19 protein-coding genes and 1 riboswitch are annotated in these 23,372 nt (G+C 61.2%); of the genes, 5 read left to right on the top strand and 14 right to left on the bottom strand.

What is annotated here, in order from left to right; all coding sequences use genetic code 11:
• Positions 1–3 precede the first annotated feature (3 nt).
• The 8 genes from B7X65_RS18275 to B7X65_RS18240 all read right to left on the bottom strand — a co-directional run bounded on the left by B7X65_RS18275 (position 4) and on the right by B7X65_RS18240 (position 11,059).
• Positions 4–5,109 carry a PilC/PilY family type IV pilus protein gene (locus tag B7X65_RS18275; RefSeq protein ID WP_293595727.1) on the bottom strand — a complete coding sequence of 1,702 codons (5,106 nt, stop codon included), beginning with the start codon at positions 5,107–5,109 and terminating at the stop codon, positions 4–6.
• Between the two features lie 10 nt (positions 5,110–5,119).
• On the bottom strand, positions 5,120–5,821 hold the full coding sequence (locus tag B7X65_RS18270; RefSeq protein ID WP_293595726.1) for a PilX N-terminal domain-containing pilus assembly protein: 702 nt from the start codon (positions 5,819–5,821) through the stop codon (positions 5,120–5,122).
• Positions 5,821–6,822, bottom strand: coding sequence for a PilW family protein (locus B7X65_RS18265; RefSeq protein ID WP_293595725.1), 1,002 nt, complete (start codon positions 6,820–6,822; stop codon positions 5,821–5,823). The genes B7X65_RS18270 and B7X65_RS18265 overlap by 1 nt, the downstream gene beginning before the upstream one ends.
• The gene (pilV, locus tag B7X65_RS18260; protein WP_293595724.1) at positions 6,819–7,436 is read right to left on the bottom strand and encodes a type IV pilus modification protein PilV; all 618 of its coding nucleotides are present in this window, start codon (positions 7,434–7,436) and stop codon (positions 6,819–6,821) included. The genes B7X65_RS18265 and pilV overlap by 4 nt, the downstream gene beginning before the upstream one ends.
• A complete protein-coding gene (locus B7X65_RS18255) occupies positions 7,427–8,071 on the bottom strand; it encodes a GspH/FimT family pseudopilin (protein ID WP_293595723.1) in 645 nt (214 codons plus the stop codon). Before B7X65_RS18255 ends, pilV begins: the two co-directional genes overlap by 10 nt.
• 118 nt (positions 8,072–8,189) lie before the next feature.
• The gene (nrdR, locus tag B7X65_RS18250) at positions 8,190–8,639 is read right to left on the bottom strand and encodes a transcriptional regulator NrdR (RefSeq protein ID WP_293595722.1); all 450 of its coding nucleotides are present in this window, start codon (positions 8,637–8,639) and stop codon (positions 8,190–8,192) included.
• Between the two features lie 100 nt (positions 8,640–8,739).
• Positions 8,740–9,984, bottom strand: coding sequence for a serine hydroxymethyltransferase (glyA, locus tag B7X65_RS18245; RefSeq protein WP_293595721.1), 1,245 nt, complete (start codon positions 9,982–9,984; stop codon positions 8,740–8,742).
• Positions 9,985–10,028: 44 nt separating this feature from the next.
• Positions 10,029–10,160: riboswitch (ZMP/ZTP riboswitch) on the bottom strand.
• A 56-nt stretch (positions 10,161–10,216) separates the two neighbouring features.
• On the bottom strand, positions 10,217–11,059 hold the full coding sequence (locus tag B7X65_RS18240; RefSeq protein WP_293595720.1) for a lytic transglycosylase domain-containing protein: 843 nt from the start codon (positions 11,057–11,059) through the stop codon (positions 10,217–10,219).
• Positions 11,060–11,764: 705 nt separating this feature from the next.
• On the opposite strand from B7X65_RS18240, the gene B7X65_RS18235 reads away from it, so the two are divergent.
• From B7X65_RS18235 to B7X65_RS18225, 3 genes are all read left to right on the top strand, one after another.
• Positions 11,765–11,911, top strand: coding sequence for a hypothetical protein (locus tag B7X65_RS18235; RefSeq protein ID WP_293595719.1), 147 nt, complete (start codon positions 11,765–11,767; stop codon positions 11,909–11,911).
• 372 nt (positions 11,912–12,283) lie between these two features.
• A complete protein-coding gene (locus tag B7X65_RS18230) occupies positions 12,284–12,655 on the top strand; it encodes a hypothetical protein (protein WP_293595718.1) in 372 nt (123 codons plus the stop codon).
• Between the two features lie 211 nt (positions 12,656–12,866).
• A complete protein-coding gene (locus B7X65_RS18225; RefSeq protein ID WP_293595717.1) occupies positions 12,867–15,671 on the top strand; it encodes a DUF349 domain-containing protein in 2,805 nt (934 codons plus the stop codon).
• Between the two features lie 103 nt (positions 15,672–15,774).
• Here the strand turns inward: B7X65_RS18225 and B7X65_RS18220 are convergent, their stop codons facing one another.
• The 6 genes from B7X65_RS18220 to B7X65_RS18195 all read right to left on the bottom strand — a co-directional run bounded on the left by B7X65_RS18220 (position 15,775) and on the right by B7X65_RS18195 (position 20,949).
• Positions 15,775–16,572, bottom strand: a complete 798-nt coding sequence (locus B7X65_RS18220; RefSeq protein ID WP_293595716.1) for a M90 family metallopeptidase — start codon at positions 16,570–16,572, stop codon at positions 15,775–15,777.
• A 9-nt stretch (positions 16,573–16,581) separates the two neighbouring features.
• Positions 16,582–17,373, bottom strand: a complete 792-nt coding sequence (locus B7X65_RS18215; RefSeq protein WP_293595715.1) for a UDP-2,3-diacylglucosamine diphosphatase — start codon at positions 17,371–17,373, stop codon at positions 16,582–16,584.
• 35 nt (positions 17,374–17,408) lie between these two features.
• Positions 17,409–17,918 carry a peptidylprolyl isomerase gene (locus B7X65_RS18210; RefSeq protein ID WP_293595714.1) on the bottom strand — a complete coding sequence of 170 codons (510 nt, stop codon included), beginning with the start codon at positions 17,916–17,918 and terminating at the stop codon, positions 17,409–17,411.
• Between the two features lie 6 nt (positions 17,919–17,924).
• Positions 17,925–18,533 (bottom strand): peptidylprolyl isomerase, encoded by a 609-nt coding sequence (locus B7X65_RS18205; RefSeq protein WP_293595713.1) that lies wholly within the window; start codon positions 18,531–18,533, stop codon positions 17,925–17,927.
• A complete protein-coding gene (locus tag B7X65_RS18200; protein WP_293595712.1) occupies positions 18,530–19,819 on the bottom strand; it encodes a L,D-transpeptidase in 1,290 nt (429 codons plus the stop codon). Before B7X65_RS18200 ends, B7X65_RS18205 begins: the two co-directional genes overlap by 4 nt.
• A gap of 68 nt (positions 19,820–19,887) precedes the next feature.
• Positions 19,888–20,949, bottom strand: coding sequence for a tetratricopeptide repeat protein (locus B7X65_RS18195; RefSeq protein ID WP_293595711.1), 1,062 nt, complete (start codon positions 20,947–20,949; stop codon positions 19,888–19,890).
• Positions 20,950–21,225: 276 nt separating this feature from the next.
• On the opposite strand from B7X65_RS18195, the gene cysS reads away from it, so the two are divergent.
• Both cysS and B7X65_RS18185 read left to right on the top strand, forming a co-directional pair.
• Positions 21,226–22,602, top strand: coding sequence for a cysteine--tRNA ligase (gene cysS / locus B7X65_RS18190; RefSeq protein WP_293595710.1), 1,377 nt, complete (start codon positions 21,226–21,228; stop codon positions 22,600–22,602).
• Positions 22,603–22,657: 55 nt separating this feature from the next.
• Entirely contained in the window at positions 22,658–23,356 is a 699-nt protein-coding gene (locus B7X65_RS18185; RefSeq protein WP_293595709.1) for a DNA-3-methyladenine glycosylase 2 family protein, read from the top strand.
• Positions 23,357–23,372: the final 16 nt, after the last annotated feature.

The following is a 23,372-nucleotide window of genomic DNA, read 5'->3' as shown; positions in this document are numbered from 1 at the left end:
GTCTTACCTTGTCTTGAAGGAAGGAATCTCACGCCAGTAAATCCGCGCCGAAGTATTTGGCGATTGCGCTGTTTCATCGGTTGTTTCACCGATGATGCGGGTGCAATTCTGTTGACCTGCCGCACATGCGGTGTTGGTCGCATCTCGCGAGAAGGTAACACGCTGGTCGGTAATTCTTATCGATGCGGTTTGGTAGGTGACGCCACCGATGGTAATTGTTCCGAAGACGTTTGAGTCCAGAAGACCGGTGATGGGATCCACAAATGTGGCATAGGCGACTGGCCCGCTGAAACACACATCGGTGCTTGTCGCGGCGGGGGCAATGGAGACCGTGGCGAGCAGGCCCTGAGTGATCGTCGGATTACTGACGACCATTTCAGAGGTGTCTGGAAGCGTGACATACCACCCCTTCTTGCTGGTCCAGTCCATGGCGCTTCCGGTCACATAACCCTCTCCGACAACTCCGTTCGTCGGATCCGAATCTTCGACGGTGATCCGATTGAACGTTCGTGCTGTCAGCTGGGTACGAAGGCGAGGCAAGCCGGTTGTCGCATTGTCTAGCAAAGTTGGATCCGCAACATAGGCGGCGCTTGAATATAGCGGAGCGTCCCAGATGCCGAAGATGGCGTGATTCCGGCCCGAGCCGTCCGGAAAGTCCGATGAAACGACGGATTTTCCGGTCGCGAAATTGATCACAACGCCGCCCAGCGGATGAAAGCGGTACTCGGGCGCCGACGTGATAGGTAGACGAAGCGCGGAAGCGTCTGATTGCTTTGCGACAAACAATGGGCGTTTGTTCGTTCCATCTGCGTTTGCGTACGCGACCTTCCAGTTGGCCTGGTTGGCGCTTGACACGTCGAACTTCCACAAATTGCCTTTCAGGTCGCCCGCATAAATGTAGTCGGCGACGCCATCGTTGTTCGTGTCAATCCAGGTTGCCTGCGACAGCCCATTGTTGGGCCCAACATCAGCAACGAGTTTGACGTAATTGGTCGAAGGCGACCAGACACCGCTGTAAGGTCCATTGGCAAACAGGATGTAGAGGGCCGCCGAGCCATTGGTGCTGTTGATCCCGTTAGGCACGAGTACGGCGAACTTGCCGTTGTTCATTTTTGCGACCGCCCCGGATTGCTCGCTGACGCGGCTGATCGTTCCCATCTGGGCCAGGTTGTAGCCCAGGTCACCGCTGTTGTCATCCGCTTCCGAAAACTGCCATTTAAAGATGCTGGCGGCGTTGGTTTCCGTCAAGGCATCCGGGTCAGTCACGTCGAGAGCAAAGATGCCTTTGGCGCCGCGCCCCAAGGACGCGAACAAATAGGTTTTCCAGGCGGCCGCAGGCGCGGCGGCATCGTAAGCGGGATCCCCTGTATTGGTAATGGTCGATCCCAGAAGCACATCAGCCGAGTAGGGGGTTCCATCCTGAAAGGCCTGCACTTTTTCGCCGGCCGGATCCACCCAGTCCTGCAAGCGCGAATGCAGAAGCTGCGGGACATACGAAACAATGGGTGTACCACCTGTTGATGCAGATGTGGCTGCATTGAATCCGTGAAGCATGCCATCTCCCGCGCCTACCCAGACAATGCTCTTGCGGCTCCTGTACGTGGTGACAAAATCCCCATACCCTGGAAACCTCGTTCCGAAAAAGTCTGCGCTTGGCGGCGAGGTGACGGTGGGGTTTGAACTCACCACCGGACCCATGATGGAGTTGGCGTTGCGTTTTCGGAAACGCAGGCCGTTGGGAGTTTCATCGGTCCTGCTGCCGCGCAGCCAATTCAGTTTGGCCTCTGCCGTGGCGTTGGTACCTCCGAAAGCGATCGTTTTGGCGGCATCGGACAGCGCAGCCCATGAGAACGCGAAACCACTCGAGTTGCCGACATTGGTGATGATCTGGCGCGACGCAGCTGGCAGGGCAGTCAATTTGGTGTGAGCCGCCCAATAATAGTATTCGCGGTCAAGCGTGCCATCTGTTTTGAGGCGGATATCAAATTTACCGTCAGGCTTGACGATAAAGGTCAGCAATTCGCCGTGCCCATCGTCGCCGTCAAAGCTGGCCAGGTACTTCAGGCTGCCAGACTGGATCTGGGCTGACGCCACGGCCGGGGCAGTGTTGGAGGCACCCACGATGGCACTGAACGCCGCTCGAAGGGCTTTTTCAAGCTCGCTGGGTCGAATCGCGAGGAAATAGTTGTCCGGAAGACCGTCAGCGCCAGCTGTTCCGTCAAGCTTTTTGGTGTCCCAGTTGGCTTTATCGGCCGTAGGCTTCTCAAAATAGATCTTGGGGTCTGAAGGTGGGGTTGTGACGTTTTCGTTCTTGCTGAAGCCACCCCATTTGGCAGCGTACCAGAGGGGGTCTTCCAGTTGTCCGGCTGTGCTGGTGCCAAAAGCATATTCGGCTCGACTCTCGGCCTGACTTACCTGGCAATTCGAACAACCTCCAGAGGCGTTGACATTTGGATTGGTCTCCCATGTGCCATCGGCTTTCTTTCGCAATACGGTCAGGGCCGTTGCATCTGTATAGTTGAAACCTTCAATGCCCGAGTGGTAATGCGCGCCATCTTTGGTGCTTCCTGAGATGGTGTAACCGAAGCCTTGCGGCTGATTAGTTGCCTCGTAGAAAACCTGGGTGTAAACGTAGAGAGTGCTTCCCACCACTTCATAACGAAGAATACCGGAAACGTCGCTGTCATAGTCGCCGCCTTGTTCGGAGTCCTCCCAGATGACAAGAAATTTTCCTGAAGTGGCTGTCGGTGTGCCCACCACCCGAAAGTCGACCAAGGTACCGCCACCAATTTCGGTTGCGGATTTTTTCAGCTGATAGGACGGTTGAATAACAATTTTTCGACCGGCGATTGTTGGATGTGGAACTTCAATACGAGGCTTGCCTGGTGACAGCGCAACCGAAAAGCTTTTGACTTTGAATGCGTCTGCATTGGCTTTGAGTTGTGGGTCTGTGGGTGTGCGGACCGGGTTGGTCCTGGCCCAGTAAGCGGCTCCAGCCAGTGCGTAGGAGCCTGAATAAGCGGGCGCGTCGGGGCACAAACCCGTTGCTGTGGCCAAGGTGGAGATGGTTTTTGCGGTGCAGGTTGCGTCGTTCGTTGTGCCGTTGTTTCCGATGAAAAAACTCTTGTTGTGAATGTCTTCGTCCGTACCGATGACGTTGATCATGTTCACCAGGCTGGGGCTGGTCGGCAAGGTCGCAAACGGATCCCATTGGGTGCCAGTATTGTTGTCGTAGGACGTCACGCTGGCGTTGAAATTGATGGCGTTAATGGCTCGGCATTGCCCTTGGCCAAATATGGCATCAGCAGCCGTTTTTGCTGCCGCGTCTGCGCGGTTCACCGGATCAATCCACGCAGGCTTTGGGAGCCCCATCTCCGCGTCCTTGGACCCCGTTTGGGTGTAATCGTATTGGGAGCTGGGTTGAAGCCCGCCAAGGTAGCGCAAGGATTCCGTGAAAATTTCACCCATGGGATTGCCCCAGCTCGTGCACTGGTTGTCGGTCAGCGAGGTGAGTTGGAAGTTGCAGCTGCCGTCGCCTAGATAAGTGCCATCGCTATAGTTGTAGCCATAGATTCGTAGCTTGTTCAGGGTGTAGACAATTCCTTGGGTGGAGGTAAAGCTGCCATCCGTACTGTGATTGATCTCCGTTTTGAAAGACTGCAGGTTGCTGCGGAGTACGCCGCCGCTGATGTTCTTTGTAAAAGAACCGGTCATCAGACCAAACTCGGCCAAATTTCCTTCTCCATATTCGTGCAGCAATCCTTGGGGTTTGAAATTCCCCGAAGGGTACTGCTTGCAATTTTCAGTACCCAGAAGGGTTGAGTTACAAGCAGCCACCCTGACAATAAAATCCGGGCCGGCGCCACCGATAACTACGCCCTGGGTGGTTTTGGAGGGATTGTTTGAGCCTGCTCCCAAGCCAGTGATGCTCACGTTATTCCCGTTCGGAGCATTTTTTTCGCTACTCCAATAACACTGCCAACGCTCATTGGCATTCCACAGTTGGTAGTCGCCTCGCGCGATGCGCATCAAGGGCGGGTTGGCATTGGTATGGGATTTCCCATTGCCCGCTGTGTTAGTGTTGAATGGGGAGTTTGCGGTCAGGTTGTCGCCGAGCGTGGTGTTACAGATGGTGGCAGAGGTTTGCGTCAGGTTCTGGATGGTCCATTTTTTGAAATTGTTGCTTGGGTTATTGGGCGTCACAAAACCATCAGGAGCTATGACCATAGTTACCCAGCCGCTTGTGCTGTTGACCTCGAGGGCGACACCCTCCATATACCGGGCTGAATTGTCTTGGTCCACCGCCCTGACTTGGTCTCCTACCTCAATGGTAAAGGTCCCGTTGAGGGTGACCGAGTGGGTGATGCAGTGGTATTGAGGGGGAGGTGTGCTGGGAGGATCTTGGGCTGCGTAATAAGCATCGACCTTGCTTTGACAAGTGCTGGAAACTGCCGCCGAAGGAGCCGATCCGCCGTTGTTCCTATGAAGTTTGTTGTCCGCAGCAACAAACCGGACCTGTCGCCTGGCGTTGTCGTCGTTGTTGTTGCTGATGGTGCTGGAGCTTGCCAGTTGGGATGCACTAAACGGGGTAAGTTGGGCAAGGTCGTCGCCCTTGTAATACTTGGCGAATGAATGGGCATCCGTCGGCAGGCTGGCCCGCTCCAAAACAGTCAGTGCGGCGGTGTCGGTGGAACGGTAGCCTCCATAAAGCACTTTGCGGACCACATCCACGCGTGTCATGGTGGCCCAGTTCAGGAAGTTGCCGCTCCAGTCGCCCGTGCAATATTTGTTGGTGTTGGTGCTGACCGGGTCAAACCGGTTGGTGGTGCCGCTGTAGCTGTAGCACTTGTAGGAGTCGAAATAACCGTAATAGTTAAAGCTGTGCTTATAGGTGGTTTCCGGCAGTCCGTCTCCGTCGAGATCGGAAAATTCGTCATAAGCCCTGTAAAAAAGCTGGTGGTCTTTTGACATGTTCAGCATGATCATCGGCCTCGGCGTGGAGGTCACGATGTTGGGCGGAATCGCCGGCGACAAGGGTGCTGCGACAGCAGGGACTTGCGAAAAAGCAGCCGCCAAAAATAGCCCGGCAATGGTCAGAATTTTTTTCATGGCGTGTTCCTTATCGCAGATACGGACGGAAATAGGTCTGCATGACAACTTCAGTGTTGATGTCGGCACCAAAGCCCCGCGCGGTAATGCGCATTACCTTGTCGTCCGCTCGGGCAAGGTATTCAATGAGGTATTCAGGCTGCCGCGCTACACCCGCAATGCGTGCCACACCGGTGAAGGTCCCCAATGGGACGGAGCCATTGAAGGTGCAATTGGTATTGGCGCCGGTGGCATCACCTGGTTTGGCGCTGGCCGCACTGGCGGGGTCGCCGTCCCAGCGGCCTTGCTTGGCGTTGATCGTGGGCCACCAGGGTTCAGGGTTGGTGACAGTTGTGTAGTTGCTTGAGTCGTAATAAGACAACTCAAACCGGCATTGGCCGCGCGGGCAATTGGTGTCGAAGGCGGGCGAACCAAGCGCGCTGCCTACCGGCCTGTCAGTACCGCGCGAGCAAAGGGCGTTGGGCATGATGGCCGATGCATTCAGCAAGAGATCGCGCTCGGCATCGCGCAGGGCGGCCTCGGTTGCCTGCCGGGCCACTTCGTAGTCCAGCTGGTTTCTGGACAGGGTTTCGCCAGTGGTGGCACGCCGAATGCCCAGCGTACCGAGGATGGTGATGACCAGGAGAAACATCAGGACCACAGGGAGCGCAACGCCGCCTTCGGCGTGACCCGATGATGTTTGGCTTCGTCGTCGAAACATGCCAGGCTTCATCAGAAGGTTCCATTCAGGTTATTGCGGATCGCAAATACACGCTCATACCTTTTGTACAGAGATCGGTCAGACTCGGCGTAAGTGACGGTCGCGCCCCTGCAATTGGTATAGGTGCGCAAGCTGCCGGCCTTGTCCTGGGTCCTGATGTTGTCGGACGCGCGTGTCAGCACACACACCCGCACTGCGGTGACGCGTTGCCAACTGGTCAAGGTTCCCACGGTGGGCAACGCCGTCACTTCCGTCGCCGTGTAATAAGTTTGTGGAGAAAGGTTTCCGGTCCCGTCATGCACCCCATAGGCAAAGGTCATGTCTTCAATCCCCTCGAAGAGGGGTTGGTACACGGTGTCCTCGGCGGCTTTCCCGTTGCCGTTACAGGCAAGGCTTTTGGTGGTGACGGTTTGTGTGGTGCCGCCTGGCCCCGGCTTGGTGTAATTCGTATTGGTGAGTCCAAACCGGTTGGAAACATAAAAAGGCCGTCCCGTCGCCGCCTGAACGACGTTGCTGGGATCGACCGCAACGCTGACTCTCAGACAATCGAAACCACTAACAAAGGTCGCTGCATCCAGCTCGGTATTCGCAAAATAGTTAATCACCACCGAGTCAGGTGCGCCGGCGGTCGCGGCGGGGCATGCCCCCGTGGTCGGATTAAACACGCCACCGTCACAGCCGAACAACCCCTGGTTGTAAGCCGCAAAAGCCGTATTTTTTGTGTTGCTGAACCGGCCCATGAGATTGAGGTTGACGTTGCTCGTGGGAACGATGGCGGGGTAATACCCGGCCATCTGCAACTCGCGTCCGACCATGTCCAGCGCTAGTTTCCCGGTTTCGTTCATGCCCGCAATGTTGGCCATCGCGGTGGCAGTACTGCGCGTTCCCAGATAGGCGGCGGCGGCGGCCAGCGCGATCACCAGACTGATGACCAGACTCACCAGCAGTTCGATCAGGCTCAGCCCGCTTTGCGCGCTCAAGGATGTCTTATGGTGATGGCCGGTTTTGATCACGGAATAATCTCCAGGTTGACACACTGAACGCCGGCCAGGGCCGCTGCGGTCCCTACCGATGCCGGGCAGCAGTTACGGGCGGCAATGCCTGTGGTCCCCACGGCGGGCACAGGACATATCTCGGGCTGCCGCAAGGTCGTGCCGTCCAGGTTGTCTTTGTTGAACCAAGCGACAGTAACTCCGAAACGCAAATCAATCCCTTTCACGCCCGTGGGCGTTACAAAACCCACGGCGCCTGGGAGTTGTTGATTCAGATCGTTGCGCCAGACCACCAGGTCATAGGCAGCCAGTTCGGCGTTGGTGCAAGCCGCGGCGTTGCAGTCTTTTGCCGGGGTGAGGTAGGTGTTGGGCAAAGGCGTGGCCTCGATGGAGGCGCGTTCCGCAGCGTATGTTCTGGAAAAAGTGTAGGCGTCCGCGTCCGCACTGGCGTTGGCCCGGATGCGGTCTGCAAGACTGCTGATGTTGGAAGAAAGCGCAGACCTCACCCATCCGGTCTGTTCGTATTTGATGGAGGCCGTTTGCATGCCCACCATGCCCAGCAGGCCGATGGAAAGTACGAGGATGGCGACCAAGGCCTCAATCAGGCCGGCACCCCGTTGACACTTTATGGACATGCGCTATCACCCGCGTATTCTTTGATGGTTACTCGGCCTGCTGAGCTGATGCAAATGGACCGGTAGTGAGGGCTGCTGACACTCTCCGGAACATAACTCAGGGTAAAGTTGGACTGGCCGCCATTAGTCAGGCCTCTCGACTCAAACATGAATCTCCGCACGGCAGACGGATTGGCTGCTAATTCAAATGCGTCCGAACCCGCCTGGCGAACTGAAATCAGGCTGGAGCCATTGGTCGTCGGATTGTTTTGGGCGCCACTGCAACTGGGGTTGGAAAAAGTAATCCAGCCGGCCTGCCAGTTGCTACCAGTTGTTGCACAGGTTGGTGTTCCCCCTGTTAGCGCATTGGCCGTGTTGCTTGACATGCAAATGGTCACACAGTTGTTTCGGCTGATGGCCTCGATTCGGGCTCGGGCGATGTCGCTGGAAAATTCGGTGGTGATGGCGGCAGCCTGGTTGCGCACCAGAAACTCTCTCAAATTTGGCAGGCCGAACGCCAGGATCAGGCCCAGAACCACCATCGTGACCATCAGTTCAATAATGGTGAAACCCGCCCCGGATCCCCGTGGAGCAACCCGAACGCGGTCGGGATTGGACAGTAAAGGGTTTGAACAGGCAGTTGAGGGCTGATTCATGGGTTCAGTATAGGAACCCAGCTTGCAATCACTGGCTCCGACCGTCGGGTTCCAGCTACCACTAATCTGCTGCGATCAAGGCCTGACTGCGGTCAGTGGCTGCGCTTCTACTATGGCACTACCGCCGCACCTCATCCACCAGCGTCTTGAACTCGTCAATATCTTCAAAGCTGCGGTAGACGCTGGCAAAACGCACGTAGGCGACCTTGTCGAGCTTTTTGAGCTCGCGCATGACGAGTTCGCCCAGGCGGGCCGACGGGACCTCGCGCAGGCCCAGGTTGAGAAGTTTTTCCTCGATGCGCTCGATGGCCGAGTCCACCTGTTCGGTGCTGACCGGTCGCTTGCGCAGCGCGAGGTTCATGGAGTCGAGGATCTTGCCGCGTTTGTATTCGATGCGGCGGCCGTCCTTTTTGACGATGGCCGGAAAGTTGACGTCGGGCCGCTCGTAGGTGGTAAAGCGCTTTTCACACGCGCCGCACTGGCGGCGGCGGCGTATGAAGTCTGCGTCTTCCGACACCCGTGTTTCCACGACCTGGGTTTCAAGGTGGCCGCAGAAAGGGCATTTCATGCAGCTTTGCCTGAATTTTTAAGCATTATTGGCATCCAGCCCTTACAGGGCATGCGCAAGCAGCTATCAAAAGCATAGCGGTTGCACATGCACCGGTCCATCAGCGGTAAACCGGAAGCCGGCTCGTCAGTGCATGAACCTTGGCGCGAACCGCTTCGATGTTGGCAGTGTCGCGCGGGTTGTCGAGCACGTCGGCGATCAGGTTGGCTGTCAAACGCGCTTCCTCGTCCCTGAAACCACGCGTCGTCATGGCCGGGGTGCCGATGCGCACGCCGCTGGTGACCATCGGTTTTTCCGGGTCGTTGGGAATGGCGTTCTTGTTGATCGTCATGTGGGCGCTGCCCAGCACGGCCTCGGCTTCCTTGCCGGTGATGCCCTTGGCGCGCAGGTCCACCAGCATGACGTGGCTTTCGGTGCGCCCGCTGACAATGCGCAGGCCACGCTGCGTCAGGGTCTCCGCGATGATCTGGGCGTTCTTCAGCACCTGCTGCTGGTAGGTCTTGAACTCGGGGGCCAGCGCTTCCTTGAAAGCGACCGCTTTGGCCGCAATCACGTGCATCAGCGGGCCACCCTGCAGGCCGGGGAAGATGGCGCTGTTGATGGCTTTTTCGTGTTCGGCCTTCATCAGGATGATGCCGCCGCGCGGGCCGCGCAGGCTCTTGTGCGTGGTCGAGGTCACCACGTCGGCGTGCGGCACCGGGTTGGGGTACACGCCCGCGGCCACCAGGCCGGCGTAGTGGGCGATGTCCACCATGAAGATCGCGCCGACAGCCTTGGCCACTTTCGCGAAGCGTTCGAAGTCGATGCGCAGGCTGTAGGCTGAGGCGCCCGCGATGATCAGTTTGGGTTTGGACTCGTGGGCCTTGCGCTCCATCGCGTCGTAGTCGATCTCTTCCTTGTCGTTCAGACCGTAGGAGACGACGTTGAACCACTTGCCGCTCATGTTGAGCGCCATGCCGTGTGTCAGGTGGCCGCCTTCGGCCAGGCTCATGCCCATGATGGTGTCGCCAGGCTTGAGAAAGGCCAGGAAGACAGCCTCGTTGGCAGAGGCGCCGCAATGCGGTTGCACGTTGGCGGCTTCGGCACCGAAGATTTTCTTGATGCGGTCGATGGCCAGCTGTTCTGCCACGTCTACATGCTCGCAGCCACCGTAGTAGCGGCGGCCGGGGTAGCCTTCAGCGTATTTGTTGGTCAGTTGCGAACCCTGCGCGGCCATGACGGCGGGCGAGGCATAGTTTTCGCTGGCGATCAGCTCGATGTGGTGTTCCTGGCGCGCGTTTTCAGCAACGATGGCAGCCCACAGTTCGGGGTCGGTTTGTTCCACAAGAATGGTGCGGTCGTACATGGCAGTCCTTCAAGACGTGGTCCCTGTCATCGGATGAATGAAACAAGGGCTGCCCAGGCGAACGGCTGAACGCTGTGGTCATGGCTTGAGCCCAGCGGTGCGCTTCCCAGTGGTATCCCACGTCAGCAACCGCCCTGCAAAACAGGGGCTGCCTATCGCCAGTCGCGCACACCCCTAGTGTAACGGACCCGGCGTCTGGCTGACGACCGGCCTGTGAAAGGCCGGGCCGCGCTCAGGAGCTGGCGAGGCTGGCGACTTTCTCGCCGGCCTTGCCGCCGGGCAGGTCTTCCGCGTCTGTGGTTGCGGGCAGGGACGCTGGGATGGCCAGCGGCGGGCGCACCGTCGGCATGTAGGCCGGTGCGCGGCCGCCCACAACAGCCAGCAGGCGTGCGCGTTCGGCCATCACCTTGGCGGCATAACCGCCGTCGCTTTCCAGGTTGGCTGCGCCCACGTAGAACCTCAGGCCCGCTTCGACCGAACCGGCGCGGGCAATGCATTCCTGCAGCACCTTGACACCTACCCGCAGGTTGGTGACCGGGTCGAAGGCGGCGAGTTTGCCGCCGAAGTTTTCGTACTTGGCGTGGTGGATGTTGGTCATGACCTGCATCAGGCCCTGGGCACCCACCGGGCTTTGCGCAAACGGGTTGAAGCCCGACTCAATGGCCATGATGGCCAGGATCAGCGTGGGGTCGAGCTTGGCCTTCTGGCCAATCTCGAAGGCTTCGGCAACCAGCACACTCAGGGGTTCGGGCGCCACGTTGTATTTTTTGCTGAGCCAGAAGGCTACCGCCGCCTGTTGCCGGGGCAGGTCTTTGGGGTTGGCTGCGGTGGCCCGGTCGATGGCATCGGGTTCGGTGAAGCCAATCGCGGCTTCCTGGCGCTCCTGCAGCCAGGTCATCAGCCGGGATTCGCCGGCCTGACGCAGGTCGGGACGGGCGGTCAGCGTGATCACGGCGAACACGACGGCCAGACCGACGAGTGCGAAGCTGTTGTGGGTAATTTCAAAAAAGCCCTGGGCAATGTCGTCGGCAATGTTTGCCAGACTGTTGCTCACGTTTTTCTGAAGTGTCCGCATTACCGATGCGGGGGTGGATTGTCCTGGCGCTGTCATAGCACTCCTTTCTATGCGCATCGACTTCTTGAGCCGTACGCTTTGATTGGGTCGCCATCAAACCAAGGCCTGGCCTTGGGGGTGTTGACCCCTTGTCTGACTTTGCCGGGTTCGGCAGCGGATTCGGGTTGTCCCGTAGTTCTGGATGGGACGGCGGATTTTATGAGGGCGCTAAATAACTTGTCAATAATATAAAAGCTATTTCATATGCAAAATAATGCATTAAAAGCTGAAATAAGGGGTCAAGACCCCCCATTTCTCCCATTTGAGCGGTTTTTTGGGGTTTCGCTCTAGGTCGTGAAGTTGGCGCGGTATTTTGAGAGAAAAGCTGTATGTTTTGCCAGTAAGGGCTTTTAACTCAAGTGCTTGCAGCGTTTTTCAGAGAAATTGCCGGAGCATTCAAGCAGGACGTTTTTTGGAGGCGATGCGGCGAATACCTCATGGCGATGTAGGAGAAGGGCGCAAAGATGTAACTCCGAAGAAAATGGCAATCGCGGGCTGATTTTTGATTACAAATTTCGACTTGCGCCTCGGGTGCCGGAGGTTTAATCTGCAATTGCTTGAGTACCTCAAGCATCAGCCGGGTAACCAATCCCGGTCAAACTGAGAGCAATCACTTGCTTTCATCGCACTGGAGACGATCTTCTCTTCTTTGCGAAGCCCGACGGCATGAGCATCACGCCCGCCGTCAACCCCGGTCGGCCTTTGCTGTCCGGGGTTTTTATTTTGAGGCCGGCCTTTTTGGCCAAATTAGCCCAATCAGCCATTGACCTTTTCCCCGAGCGTTCAAGACTCAAGGCCTATGCCCGACCGTGAACTGAAACGCGATCCCTCCCGACTCTCCAGTCTCCTCCCGGCAAAGCAGTGGCCGTGCTGCGTTCACCGCTCTGGCATCGCCGCGCAGCGCGGGCCGTGGGTGGCTTGCTATGGCTCTGGGCGCTGGTCTATATCCTGGTGCCGGTGGTGCTGAAGTCGCAACTTGAAAAGCGGTTTCTCAGAAGCTGGGCCGGCAGCTCACGGTGGGCGCAGTGGACTTTCGTCCGTGGTTGCTGGAGCTGGCCCCCGTGATCTGACCATCGCATCGCAAAAGCCGGCAGCCCGCCGGCGCCTGCTGCGGGGCCGGAAAGCAGCCTGCTTTTCCAAGGGGTACCCCAGCTGAAAATTGCACGTCTCTATATAGATGCAGAAATGCAGTCGCTCCTGCGCCTTGCACCGGTTGCCGGCGCCATCGAGGTCGATGGCCTGACGTTGTCGCTCACCCATCTGGGTCAGGGCCGTTATGACGTTGACGACATCCTCGCACGCCTGAAGCCTCCGGCCGATGAACCGGCCAGCAGTCCGCTGCGTTTTGCCCTCTGCAACCTCGTGCTCAGCGACGGCCAGCATGGCAGTGGGCGACAACGCCATGCGCGAACTGGCCGTGCAGCGCGCCGTGGCGCTCAGGGTCTACCTCGGTACAAGTGGTATTGCGCCCGGCAGGCTCTTTTGGGTGCACCCAAAAGTGTTCCTTCAGACGCCAAATGGACACCCCGTGCCGAACTTAATTTGGCGATGCCCTAAAAACAGCGAAAATAGCCGCATTGCTTTATTTCTGAAGCTTGGGTCGGGGTCGCGGATATCTGTCCTGCGGCTCCTCTTTTTTACGCCGGTCCCGCCCCCCGTGCCTGTTCACGCCAACCGGTGACAGCGCCCAAGGAGCAGACCTGCAATGTCCTGATCCCTGAAGATCCCCGCTTCGCCCGTCCTACTTATCCATATGCTGCGTTTCCCCATGTCCAAATCTGCCAAGCCCGAAACACCCGCCGTGAAAACGCCTTCCACCAAGAGCGCCGACAGCCATCCGCTCGATGGCCTGACGGGCGGGGCTTTCTCAGCGCCCACGTCGGGTGAACGCACCGCGCGCATTCGCGAGTGGCTCGCCACCGGACCCACGGCCGAGCAGATGGCCGAGGTCTACAAGGACCTGGCCAACCGGGACAAGGGTGCGGCCAAGCCGCTCAAGGAAAAGCTCGACGAAGCCAAGCGCCTGAAAAGCCAGGAGACCGTGGCCGCCGAGTGGGCTGAAAAAGGCCATGCCCTGCTGGCCCTGAAAAAGCTCAACATGGCCGATGCGCTGGCCTGGCAGCGTGATGCCGCCAAGGCCGGTGCTCCGCTGTCGCGCGAGCCGCTGGCCGGGCTGAAAGCCCAGCTGGCCGAGCGCGTCAAGACGATTGAAGACCTGCAGCACCGCGCCCAGGTGCAGCGCGAGGCGGCCGTGCTGATTGCCCAGCGCATTGAAGTGCTGTCGACCAAACCCTGGCGCGATGCACAAGGCGTGTGGGAAGCCCTGCGTTCTGATGTGACGCACTGGCAGGCCCAAGCCGACGAACTCGCGCAGGACGCGAACTGGCCCAGCGTGGACGCCAAGTTCCCGCCGCTGCTCGACGCCTCGCGCGGCCAGCTGCTGGCGGTGTGGGAAGCCTTTCAGGGCGCGCTGTCGCTGGCCGTCGCGGCCGCCGAAGACGCCGCGGCACCGCTGCCGGCGGTGCCGGTCTGGGCCGATGAGCTGCGTAGCGTACGCGGCACGCCGCGTGGCGGCGACGCCGCTGCCGGTGAGCAGCCCGCGCGCGCGCCCAAGGTCAAGATCGATCCCGCCGTGCTCAAGGACATGCGTGAAAAATCGGCGGCCATCGTGCAGGCTGCGCTGGCCAAGCTCGAGCATGAAGTCACCGAAGGCCATGGCAAATCCACGCCCAAGGTCGCGGCCGAGCTGCGCCAGGCGCTGAAGGAAAACATCCGCAACATCGACAGCGCACTCGAAGCCGCGGCACATGCCGCATTGACGGCGGCCGGCGAACTCGAAGGCTGGCAGCGCTGGCGTGCCGACCAGATCCGTGAAGAACTGGTGGCCAAGGCCGAAGCGCTAGTGGCCAAGCCCCTGGGCGGGCGCAAGCAGCAGGAGGCGCTGCGCGCCATGCGCGAACTCTGGAAAACCAGCGACCAGGGCGGCATCCCCAACCACGCGCTGTGGAAGCGTTTTGACGACGCCTGCAACGAAGCCCACAAGGTGGTCGAGGTCTGGCTCGAGAAGGTCAAGGAGCAAAGCGAAGCCGTCAAGGCCGAGCGCCGCGCGCTGATCGACGAGGTGTTGGCCTGGGCCGAGGCCAACAAGGGCAACACTGACTGGAAGTTCCAGATCCGCAGCCTCAATGGTTTTGTCGAGAAGTGGACGGCCGCCGGCCACCTGGGCGAAAAAGCCTTTGCCGAGATCCAGCCGCAGTGGAAGGCCGCGATGGATGCCGCCGATGCGCCGCTGAAAGCCGCACGCGCCCAGAGCCTGGCGCACCGCAAGGCCATGATCGAGGAAGCGCAGGTGCTGGGCGCCGAGCCGCAACTGCACATCGACGCGGTCAAGGCGCTGCAGCAGCGCTGGCAACACGAAGCGCAGGCGGTGCCGATCGAGCGCAAGCAGGAGCAAAAACTCTGGGACGCTTTCCGCAAGCCGATCGACGACGCCTTCCAGCGCAAGACCGCCGAGCGTGAAAAAGCCGCGTCGGCCTTGGGCGAGCATGACCGCCTGGTGCTGGAGTTGTCCAAAGCCCTGGACGCTGCCAACGCCACCGGCGACGTGCAGAAAATCCGCACCGCGATGGCCGATCTGGAAGCTGGTTTGCGCGGGCAGTTCAAGCCGGCCGCACCGGCTGCCGTCGCAGCGCCTGCACCTGCAGCGACCGAAGCACCGCAGGGTTCTGAGCCCGATCAGGCGTCAGCGCCCGATGCGTCTGCGCCAGCCGCTCCTGAAACAATAGCGAAAGAGGACGCCCCGGCCGAGGCTGAAGCTGAAGCGGCGGCCGAGCCCGCTGCGGAAGCAGAAGAAGCTGCGCCGGCACCGGCCGCGCCGCCGCCCAAACCCGCCAAACCGGTGGTGGCCATGCGCGGCGATGACCGCCCTGGCATGCGCAAGGCCGAAGCCGCGCCCGCAGGCCGCGGCGGCAAGTTTGGCGACCGCAAGGACGCGCGACCCGGCGGCGGCAAGCCCGACGGCCGCGGCAACCGGCCAGCCGACAACAAGTTCGAACCCTACCGCCCCGAGCGGGAAAGCCGTTTCAGCGACAGGCCGGCCTACGAAGAACGTGGCCCGCGGCTGGGCGACGCCGCCTTCCGCGCGCAGCGCGAAGCTTTCGAACACGCGCAGCAGGCGCTGCGCAAACTCTCCGAACAGGCGCACGGCGAAGTGTTGACCCACCTGCTGACGGCCTGGGAAAAGCGCGACCCTGCGCTGCTGCCGGATGCCCAGGCCTTGGGCAAGCTGGTGACGCCGGCCACACGCAGCGCGTGGATGAAGGCCCTGTCGTCGGCGCCCAAGGGGGATGCCGCAGAAACCCTGCTGCGCCTGGAAATTGCCGCCGAGCTGCCGACCCCGGCCGAACACATCAGCGCGCGCCGCATGTTGCAGCTGGTGCTGCTGACCAAACGCAACGACCCGGCGCCGGCGCAGACCTGGGCTGAGGACGCAGCCAAAGTGCTGGCCGCGCCGTATGACGCGGCGCATGTGCGGCGTCTGCAGAATGTGCTGAAGGCGCTGATCAAGCGCTGATCAGCGCCGATCAAGCGACGAGAGGCGGGATCCTTGCGGTGTCGCCCGGGGCCACCCCGGCGCGCCGCGTGGAACAGTCGTCAATCGCTATCAATTAAATAGCTTACTGCGCCCGTCCTTCAAGGGCTGCAGGCCGATTGACCTTGAAGAACTGGTCGAACAGCGCGGTCAGGGCCGCAAAGTCCTGCGTGAAGCGCTCGCGGTTCACGAAGTAGGCTTCACAGCTCACCGCAAAAAATTCCGCCGGTGCCGTGGCGCCATAGGCGTCCAGCCAGGGTGGCTCGCCGCCGAAACGTTCGGCCATCGTGACCTGTTCACGAAAGGCGTCGTAGGCCGGCTGCATCACGTCATGCCAGGCCTTGTGCGCGGCACGCGAGGGCAGGGGCGGGCAGCCATCGGCGGCGCCATCCTTCATGTCGATCTTGTGGACGAACTCGTGGATCACGACGTTGTAACCGTGGCCGGCCAGCGCGCCGGCCGAGGCCACGTCCTGCCAGCTCAGCGTGACCGGGCCGCGCTCCATGGCTTCACCGGACAGCACCTCGCTGTAGCGGTGCACGACGCCGCTGGCGTCCTGCATTTCGCGGCGCGCGATCATCTGCCCGGGGTGAACCACAATGCCGACGAAGTCGCTGTACCAGCCCAGTCCCAGGTGCAGCACCGGCAGGCAGGCCTGCGCGGCAATCGCCACCGCCATCTCGTCGGTGACCACCAGGCCGTGCGCACCGGTAAATTCCTTGTGTGCCAGAAACTCGCCGACCAGGCGGCGCAGTTGCAGCCGCTCCGCCGCCGGCCGCTCGGCCAGAAAAGAATGGGCAGCCAGCGTGGCCCGCCACAGGGCGTCGGGAATGGTGTCGGCGCGTGGCGTGCGTAGGAACAGCTGGCGCAACCAGTTCAGCATGGCGACCGCCTACAACAACGGGATGCGGCGCAGGCCATTGGCCGTCAGGCGCAGCACTTCCGCGCGCGGCAGGGCTGCTGCGGCGTCCCAGTCGCTGAGCACCACGCGTGAGTAGCCGTGACCGAGGTCGTGCACCGCCGGCCGGTGGGTGTGGCCGTGGATCAGGATCTGGGCGTTGGCGGCTTTGAGTTGCTCGCGGGCCGCGCGGCTGTCCACGTCGGCATAAGGGGCGCCGGACTGCTTGCGCGCCTCGCTTTGCTCGCGCAGGCCGCGGGCAATGGCCTGCCGCTCGGCCAGCGGCCGGGCCAGAAAGCTGCGTTGCCAGGCGGGGCTGCGCACCTCGCGGCGAAATTGCAGGTAGTCCACATCGCCCAGGCACAGGGCGTCGCCGTGCGAGAGCAGCCAGCGCTGGTTATTGAAGCCCAGCACGGTCGGGTCGGCCAGCAGGGTGGTGTTGCACAACGCCATGAGGTGCGGGCCGACCAGGAAGTCGCGGTTGCCGTGCATGAAGAACAGCGCCAGCCGGCCGGCCGTCTGGCCGAGCAGGCGGGCGCAGCGGTCTTCGAAGTTGTCTTGAGCGCCTGCCGTCACATCGACGGCGTCGTCACCGACCCAGACTTCAAACAGGTCGCCCAGAATGAACACCGCGTCGGCGGTGGTGCTTTCCATGTAGTCGCGCCAGGCGGCAAACGTGGCGGCATCGGCCGCCTGCAGGTGCAGGTCGGAAATGAAATCGACCGTGCCCCAGGAAGGCGGCGCATGGAGCTCCGCAACCCGGGGAACGGTCGACGGGATTTTCACGGGCTGAACTTGAACGGGCCCAGTCCAGACGGAGATCAGGCCAGCAGGACGGCTTTTTCAATCACCACGTCGGTTTGTGGCACGTCGTCGTGAAAGCCCTTGCGGCCGGTCTTGACGGCGGCGATCTTGTCGACCACGTCGGTGCCGCCCACCACCTTGCCGAACACCGCATAACCCCAGCCCGAAGCGTTGGGCGCGGTGTGGTTCAGGAAAGCGTTGTCGGACACGTTGATGAAAAACTGCGAGCTGGCCGAGTGCGGTGCATTGGTGCGCGCCATGGCCACGGTGTAGTGGTCGTTTTTCAGGCCGTTGTTGGCTTCGTTTTCGATCTCGCCGTCGGTGGGCTTTTGTTTCATGCCGACTTCAAAACCGCCGCCCTGGACCATGAAGCCCGGGATCACGCGGTGGAACACCGTGTTGTTGTAGTGGCCCTTGTTGACGTAGCTGAGGAAGTTGGCAACCGATTTCGGTGCCTTGTCCTGGTCGAGTTCAAGGGTGATGACGCCGTGGCCGGCAATGTGGAGTTCGACTTGTGGGTTGCTCATGGGGATTTATTTGACCAGGGTTGCAGAGTTGATGAGGATGGGTGTTCTGGGGACGTCGCTCGGGAAGGGGCCGCCCGGGCCGGTGGGCGTGGCCTTGATCTTGCCGACCACGTCCATGCCGCTGACCACCTTGCCGAACACGGTGTAGCCCGGAGACTGGGCGCTCGGGTTCAGGAAGTCGTTGTCCCTGACGTTGATGAAAAACTGCGACGAGGCGGAGTTCGGATCGTTGGTGCGCGCCATGGCCAGCGTGCCGACGACGTTTTTGTCGCCGCCTTTGGCCAGCGCTTCACGCCCTTCATGCACCACCGGCGGCCGTGTGGGTTTTTGCGCGTAGCTGGCATCGAAGCCGCCGCCCTGGACCATGAAGTTGTCGATCACGCGGTGAAACACCGTGCCGTCGTAGTGCTTGTCCCTGACGTACTGAAGAAAATTGGCGACCGTTTTTGGCGCCTTGTCGGGATAGACCTCGACGACGAAATCGCCGGCGCTGGTCGCAAACCTGACCCTGGGCGCGCTGGCCGCGCCCTGCGCCCAGGCCTGACCGGCCAGCAGGGCCAGCGTTGCGATCGCCAGGCAGGCACGCCGGCCGATGGCCTTGTTGCTGAAAGTCATCCAATCACTCCTTCAAAGAATATTTTCCAGTCCTTGCCCTGGCGCATCCAGTACTGGCGCCGGACCGGACCGGTGCGTGAGCCGCTGAGCACCTCGCCAAAGGTTACCACCATGGTATCGGTGCTGTCGGTCCAGCGCAGGTAGGACACGTCCTTGAGTTGCACGGTGCGGCCGCGCCGTTTGTCGGCCTCGGAACGCAACTGGGCCGTCCAGTCATCGCGTGTCTTGCCGTAGCTGCTGAAGTCGCTGCTGTACAGGCTGGTCAGGGTGGCGAGATCACCGACTGATTTGGCCTGGTGCCAGCTGTTCAGTGCCTCTTCAAACGACTTGCTGTCGGCCTTGATGCTGTGCGGCGCAACCCATGTGAGGCTTTGTGCAATCACCACCGGCGTGGTGCGCACTTCCACGGTACGGATGATGCGCTCCAGGTCCGGATTGGCCAGCACCACGCAGCCGTCGCTGGCCAGGGGCGCGCGCGAAAACTGGGTCGGCGGCGTGCCGTGCAGCCAGATGCCGCTGCCGGTCTTGCCGCGCTTGAGGTCCAGCGCGTTGGGGTAGTTGATCGGCAGGGCGCCCGAGCCGTAAAAGTCTTTCAGCGACTTCGGGTCCAGGTTGCTGGTGACGAAATAAATCCCCAGCGGGGTGCGCGAGTCACCCTCGACAGATTTTTCGATGCCGGATTTCCCCACCGAGATGTAGTAGTCGCCCACCAGCTTGAGACCGGTGTCGTTGTTTTCAAACAGGTAGAGCCGGGCCCGCGAGGCGTCGACCGCGATCGCATGTTTGTTGCGCGGCGACAGTGCCAGGAACTGCGAGGGAATGGTGCCCGGCGCCGGCCGCTCGCGCAGCGCCTTGAGTCGCATCAGGGATTCCTGGCGCAACTCGGCCAGCGTGCTGGCACCGGCCTTGGCCGTTCCCTCAGACACATCGCCCAGCGCGCGCAGCGGACGGGACCGGGCGGCCAGCAGGTCGCCATAAACGAGCTGGGCGAGCTGGAAGTTGGGGTGGTCATGGACCAGGCGCTCGGCCTTGACCAGTGCCTCGCGTCCCCTGGCCTGGCCGGCGAGTTTGTAGATCTCGATCAGGCGGGCTTCGGCTTCGCCGTCCTTGACCGCCGGCCGCACGGCTGCGCGGGAGGGCGCTGCACGGCGTTTGTCGGCTGCTGCGCTGCCGGGGGAAGTGGTGGTGGAGGGGGGGGGCTTGCTCTTGTCCACGCTCTGGGCCAGGGCGGAGCCGCACATCACCGCCAGTGCCGTGACGAGGAGCGTGGCGGATGCCCGTTGCATGGGTGAGGGGTCAGGTGCCGTGAAAAATGTCAGGCAAGTGCCAGGGGTGCGCACGCAGGTCCCTGCCATCAGCCGCCGGTGGATTCCCTGACGATGAGCCAGCGTTCGCCGGCCTTGGTCATGTCCAGCGTCTTGCGGCTGGAGATGTTGAGCGCATCGGCGCTGTACTCCTGCCTGAATTTGGCGGTGGCCTTGCTGCCCTTGACGTCGACCGCCAGGTTGTTGATCTTCACGCTGATCTTTGACTTGCCGACGATGCGGTTGCGCCGCTCTTCTTCCCAGGCCTTGCGCGACTGGTTGCCCGGTGTGTCAAAGTCCTTGGCGTAGGCGGCCAGGTAAGCGGTCATGTCCTTGCCGGCCCAGGCGCTGGCCCAGGCCCTGACGGCTGTTTCAACTTCCTTTTCGGCGGCGCTGACCGGTGTGGCGGCGGCCGGTGCGGGCGCCGATACCGGTGCGGCGGGCGCGGCAGGGGCGGGGGCTGCGGCCGGTGTTGGCGGTGCAGCAGGTGCTGGCGCCGGTTTGGCCGGGGCGGCAGGTGTCTGGGCCGTCACGGCGGGCGCGGTTGGTGTCGCTGCGGCCGGCTTCTGGGTTTTGGCTTCCGGCGTGAACAGGGTGCGGATCAGTGCCAGCTTGGGGGGCACGGCACTGTTGCCGCCGTCGAGCTGCAACGCCTTGCTGTACGCCTGGCTGGCCAGCTTGGCATACACGTCGCCCAGGTTTTCATGCGCGGTGGCGTAGCTCGGGTTGGTGCGTATGGCCATTTCGAGGGCGGCCCTGGCCTTGTCGAACTGGTTCTGGCCGGCGTAAAGCACGGCCAGGTTGTTGTAAGGCTCGGGCAGCTCCGGGTAGTCCTGTGTGATCTTGGTGAAGGTGGTGATCGCGTCACCCGGTTTGCCGGCTTCGGTCTGGATCACGCCCTTGATGAAACGCATCTGTGGGTCGCGCGGCTTGGTGGCCAGGTATTTGTCGGCCCTGGCCATGGCTTCCCCCAGCTGCCCGGCGCGCACGAGGGCGTTCACCTCGGTGTAATCGTCGGCATGAGCGGGCGGCACACACAGGGCCGCGACCAGAGCCAGCAAGCGCAGGGCAGTCGGCAGCGCCTGGTTTGAAAAATAAGCTGACTTGGACATATTTCCTCTGGAACGCATGGAGTGGCTGGTATCAAACAGGAAACGAAGAAGCCGGCTGTGCAGCGTGCTGCATGGGCTCTTCCTGGCTGGCTATACTGGATGATTGTATCTGAGGGGTATAGTTTAAGCTCCTGCGAAAAATCACCCTTGGCATGCCGTTGCCAGACCTTTCGGAGCAGCTTTTCCCCCTTGCTGATGCACCTGATGACCCGCCCCCGCTCCAGCGCCCCCTTCCGGTTCCGGCGATTCCAGCCAGACTGAACACCCAGACTTTTCATGAGCCTTCGCATTTACAACACGTTGACGCGTGCCGTAGAAGATTTTTCGCCCCTGGTTCCCGGCCAGGTGCGCATGTATGTCTGCGGCATGACCATTTACGACCTGTGCCACATCGGCCATGCCCGCATGATGATGGCCTTCGACGTGATCCAGCGCTGGCTCAGGGTCAGTGGCTACCAGGTCACCTATGTGCGCAACATCACCGACATCGACGACAAGATCATCAAGCGGGCGGTGGAGCGCGGCATCACCATCCGCGCGCTGACCGACGAGATGATTGCGGCCATGAACCAGGACATAGGCGCGCTCGGCATCGAGCCGCCCACGCTGGAGCCGCGCGCCACCGAATACGTGCCACAGATGCTGCAGATGATTGACACGCTGGAAAAGAAGGGCCTGGCCTACCGCTCCGGCAACGGCGATGTGAACTACGCAGTGCGCAAGTTTGAGGGTTACGGCAAGCTGTCGGGCAAGTCCCTGGACGAACTGCGCGCCGGCGAACGCGTCGCCGTGCTGGACGGCAAGGACGACCCGCTCGACTTTGTGCTCTGGAAGTCGGCCAAGCCGACCGAGCCCGACGATGCCAAATGGGCCAGCGACTATGGCGCCGGCCGGCCCGGCTGGCACATCGAGTGTTCGGCCATGAGCTGTCAGACCCTGGGCGAGACCTTCGACATCCACGGCGGCGGCGCCGACTTGCAGTTTCCGCACCACGAGAACGAGATCGCCCAGAGTGAAGGCGCCAACGGCAAGCCGCTGGCCCGCTTCTGGGTGCACAACGGTTTTGTGCGGGTGGACAACGAGAAGATGTCCAAAAGCCTGGGCAACTTCTTCACCATCCGCGAGGTGCTGGCCAAATACGATGCCGAGACCGTGCGCTTTTTCATTGTGCGTGCGCACTACCGCAGCGCGCTCAACTACAGCGATGCGCACCTGGACGATGCGCGCAATGCGCTCAAGCGCCTGTACACCGCGCTGCATCTGGTCCAGCCGGCTGCGGTGGTGATCGACTGGTCGCAACCGTTTGCCGCGCGGTTCAAGGCGGCCATGGACGATGATTTCGGCACGCCCGAGGCGATGGCCGTGTTGTTCGACCTGGCCGGCGAGGTCAACAAGACCCGATCGCCCGAACTGGCGGGGCTGCTCAAGGCCCTGGGCGCGTGCTTGGGCCTGCTGCAAAACGATCCGGCCGCCTTCCTGCAGGCCGGCGCCGGCCTGGACGAGGCCGCCATCCAGAGCCTGATCGGGCAGCGCGCCGCCGCCAAGGCTGGCAAGAACTTTGCTGAGGCTGACCGTATCCGCCAGGACCTGCTGGCACGCGGCATTGTGCTGAAAGATACACCGGCCGGAACGACCTGGGAGGTCGGTTCGTGATGAGGTTTTCAATTAAAAAAGGCCTTCAGCCCATGACGGATGGGCGCAAGAAGCTATGAAAAAGATAGTAAAAAGCGGCCCGGCCAGCACCGAACTGGCCGATGTCGCCGAGCCGGTGGCGACCATCGTGCCGGGCTACTGGGCCGAGGCCTGCAAACACCTGGTCAAGAAAGACCGGGTCATGAAACGCCTGATTCCGCAGTTCGGCGACGCCTGCCTGCAGTCGCGCGGGGACGCCTTCAGCACGCTGGCACGCAGCATCGTGGGCCAGCAGATTTCCGTGAAGGCGGCGCAGACAGTCTGGCACCGTTTCGATGCGTTGCCGAAAAAAATGACGCCCGGCAACGTGCTCAAGCTCAAGGTGGACGACATGCGCGCGGCCGGCCTGAGCGCGCGCAAGATCGAGTACCTGGTGGACCTGGCGATCCACTTCGACGCCGGCACGGTGCACGTCAAGGACTGGGCGGCGATGGACGACGAGGCCATCATTGCCGAGCTGGTCGCGATTCGCGGCATTGGCCGCTGGACGGCCGAGATGTTCCTGATCTTTTACCTGACACGCCCCAACGTGTTACCGCTCGACGATGTGGGGCTGATCAACGGCATCAGCCAGAACTATTTTTCCGGTGAATCGGTCAGCCGCAGCGATGCGCGCGAAGTCGCCGCCGCCTGGGCGCCGTTTTGCAGCGTCGCAACTTGGTATATTTGGCGCTCGCTGGACCCCTTGCCGGTCCTGGGTGCCGAGAAGACCTGAATTTCAAAGCAAGCCT

Origin of the sequence: Polaromonas sp. 39-63-25, assembly GCF_002278925.1 — a bacterium.
Classification (GTDB): domain Bacteria; phylum Pseudomonadota; class Gammaproteobacteria; order Burkholderiales; family Burkholderiaceae_C; genus Polaromonas.
This window is presented reverse-complemented; position numbering and strand designations above follow the sequence as displayed.

What these genes read in the sequence shown, in the direction of transcription:
- B7X65_RS18225 (WP_293595717.1), top strand. Translation starts at nt 12,867, where the DNA reads ATGTCCAAATCTGCCAAGCCCGAAACACCCGCCGTGAAAACGCCTTCC.
- pilV (WP_293595724.1), bottom strand. Translation starts at nt 7,436, where the DNA reads ATGTCCATAAAGTGTCAACGGGGTGCCGGCCTGATTGAGGCCTTGGTC.
- B7X65_RS18240 (WP_293595720.1), bottom strand. Translation starts at nt 11,059, where the DNA reads ATGCGGACACTTCAGAAAAACGTGAGCAACAGTCTGGCAAACATTGCC.
- B7X65_RS18210 (WP_293595714.1), bottom strand. Translation starts at nt 17,918, where the DNA reads ATGAGCAACCCACAAGTCGAACTCCACATTGCCGGCCACGGCGTCATC.
- cysS (WP_293595710.1), top strand. Translation starts at nt 21,226, where the DNA reads ATGAGCCTTCGCATTTACAACACGTTGACGCGTGCCGTAGAAGATTTT.
- B7X65_RS18255 (WP_293595723.1), bottom strand. Translation starts at nt 8,071, where the DNA reads ATGAATCAGCCCTCAACTGCCTGTTCAAACCCTTTACTGTCCAATCCC.
- B7X65_RS18270 (WP_293595726.1), bottom strand. Translation starts at nt 5,821, where the DNA reads ATGAAGCCTGGCATGTTTCGACGACGAAGCCAAACATCATCGGGTCAC.
- B7X65_RS18185 (WP_293595709.1), top strand. Translation starts at nt 22,658, where the DNA reads ATGAAAAAGATAGTAAAAAGCGGCCCGGCCAGCACCGAACTGGCCGAT.
- B7X65_RS18230 (WP_293595718.1), top strand. Translation starts at nt 12,284, where the DNA reads ATGCAGTCGCTCCTGCGCCTTGCACCGGTTGCCGGCGCCATCGAGGTC.
- nrdR (WP_293595722.1), bottom strand. Translation starts at nt 8,639, where the DNA reads ATGAAATGCCCTTTCTGCGGCCACCTTGAAACCCAGGTCGTGGAAACA.
- B7X65_RS18195 (WP_293595711.1), bottom strand. Translation starts at nt 20,949, where the DNA reads ATGTCCAAGTCAGCTTATTTTTCAAACCAGGCGCTGCCGACTGCCCTG.
- B7X65_RS18200 (WP_293595712.1), bottom strand. Translation starts at nt 19,819, where the DNA reads ATGCAACGGGCATCCGCCACGCTCCTCGTCACGGCACTGGCGGTGATG.
- B7X65_RS18205 (WP_293595713.1), bottom strand. Translation starts at nt 18,533, where the DNA reads ATGACTTTCAGCAACAAGGCCATCGGCCGGCGTGCCTGCCTGGCGATC.
- B7X65_RS18220 (WP_293595716.1), bottom strand. Translation starts at nt 16,572, where the DNA reads ATGCTGAACTGGTTGCGCCAGCTGTTCCTACGCACGCCACGCGCCGAC.
- glyA (WP_293595721.1), bottom strand. Translation starts at nt 9,984, where the DNA reads ATGTACGACCGCACCATTCTTGTGGAACAAACCGACCCCGAACTGTGG.
- B7X65_RS18235 (WP_293595719.1), top strand. Translation starts at nt 11,765, where the DNA reads ATGAGCATCACGCCCGCCGTCAACCCCGGTCGGCCTTTGCTGTCCGGG.
- B7X65_RS18275 (WP_293595727.1), bottom strand. Translation starts at nt 5,109, where the DNA reads ATGAAAAAAATTCTGACCATTGCCGGGCTATTTTTGGCGGCTGCTTTT.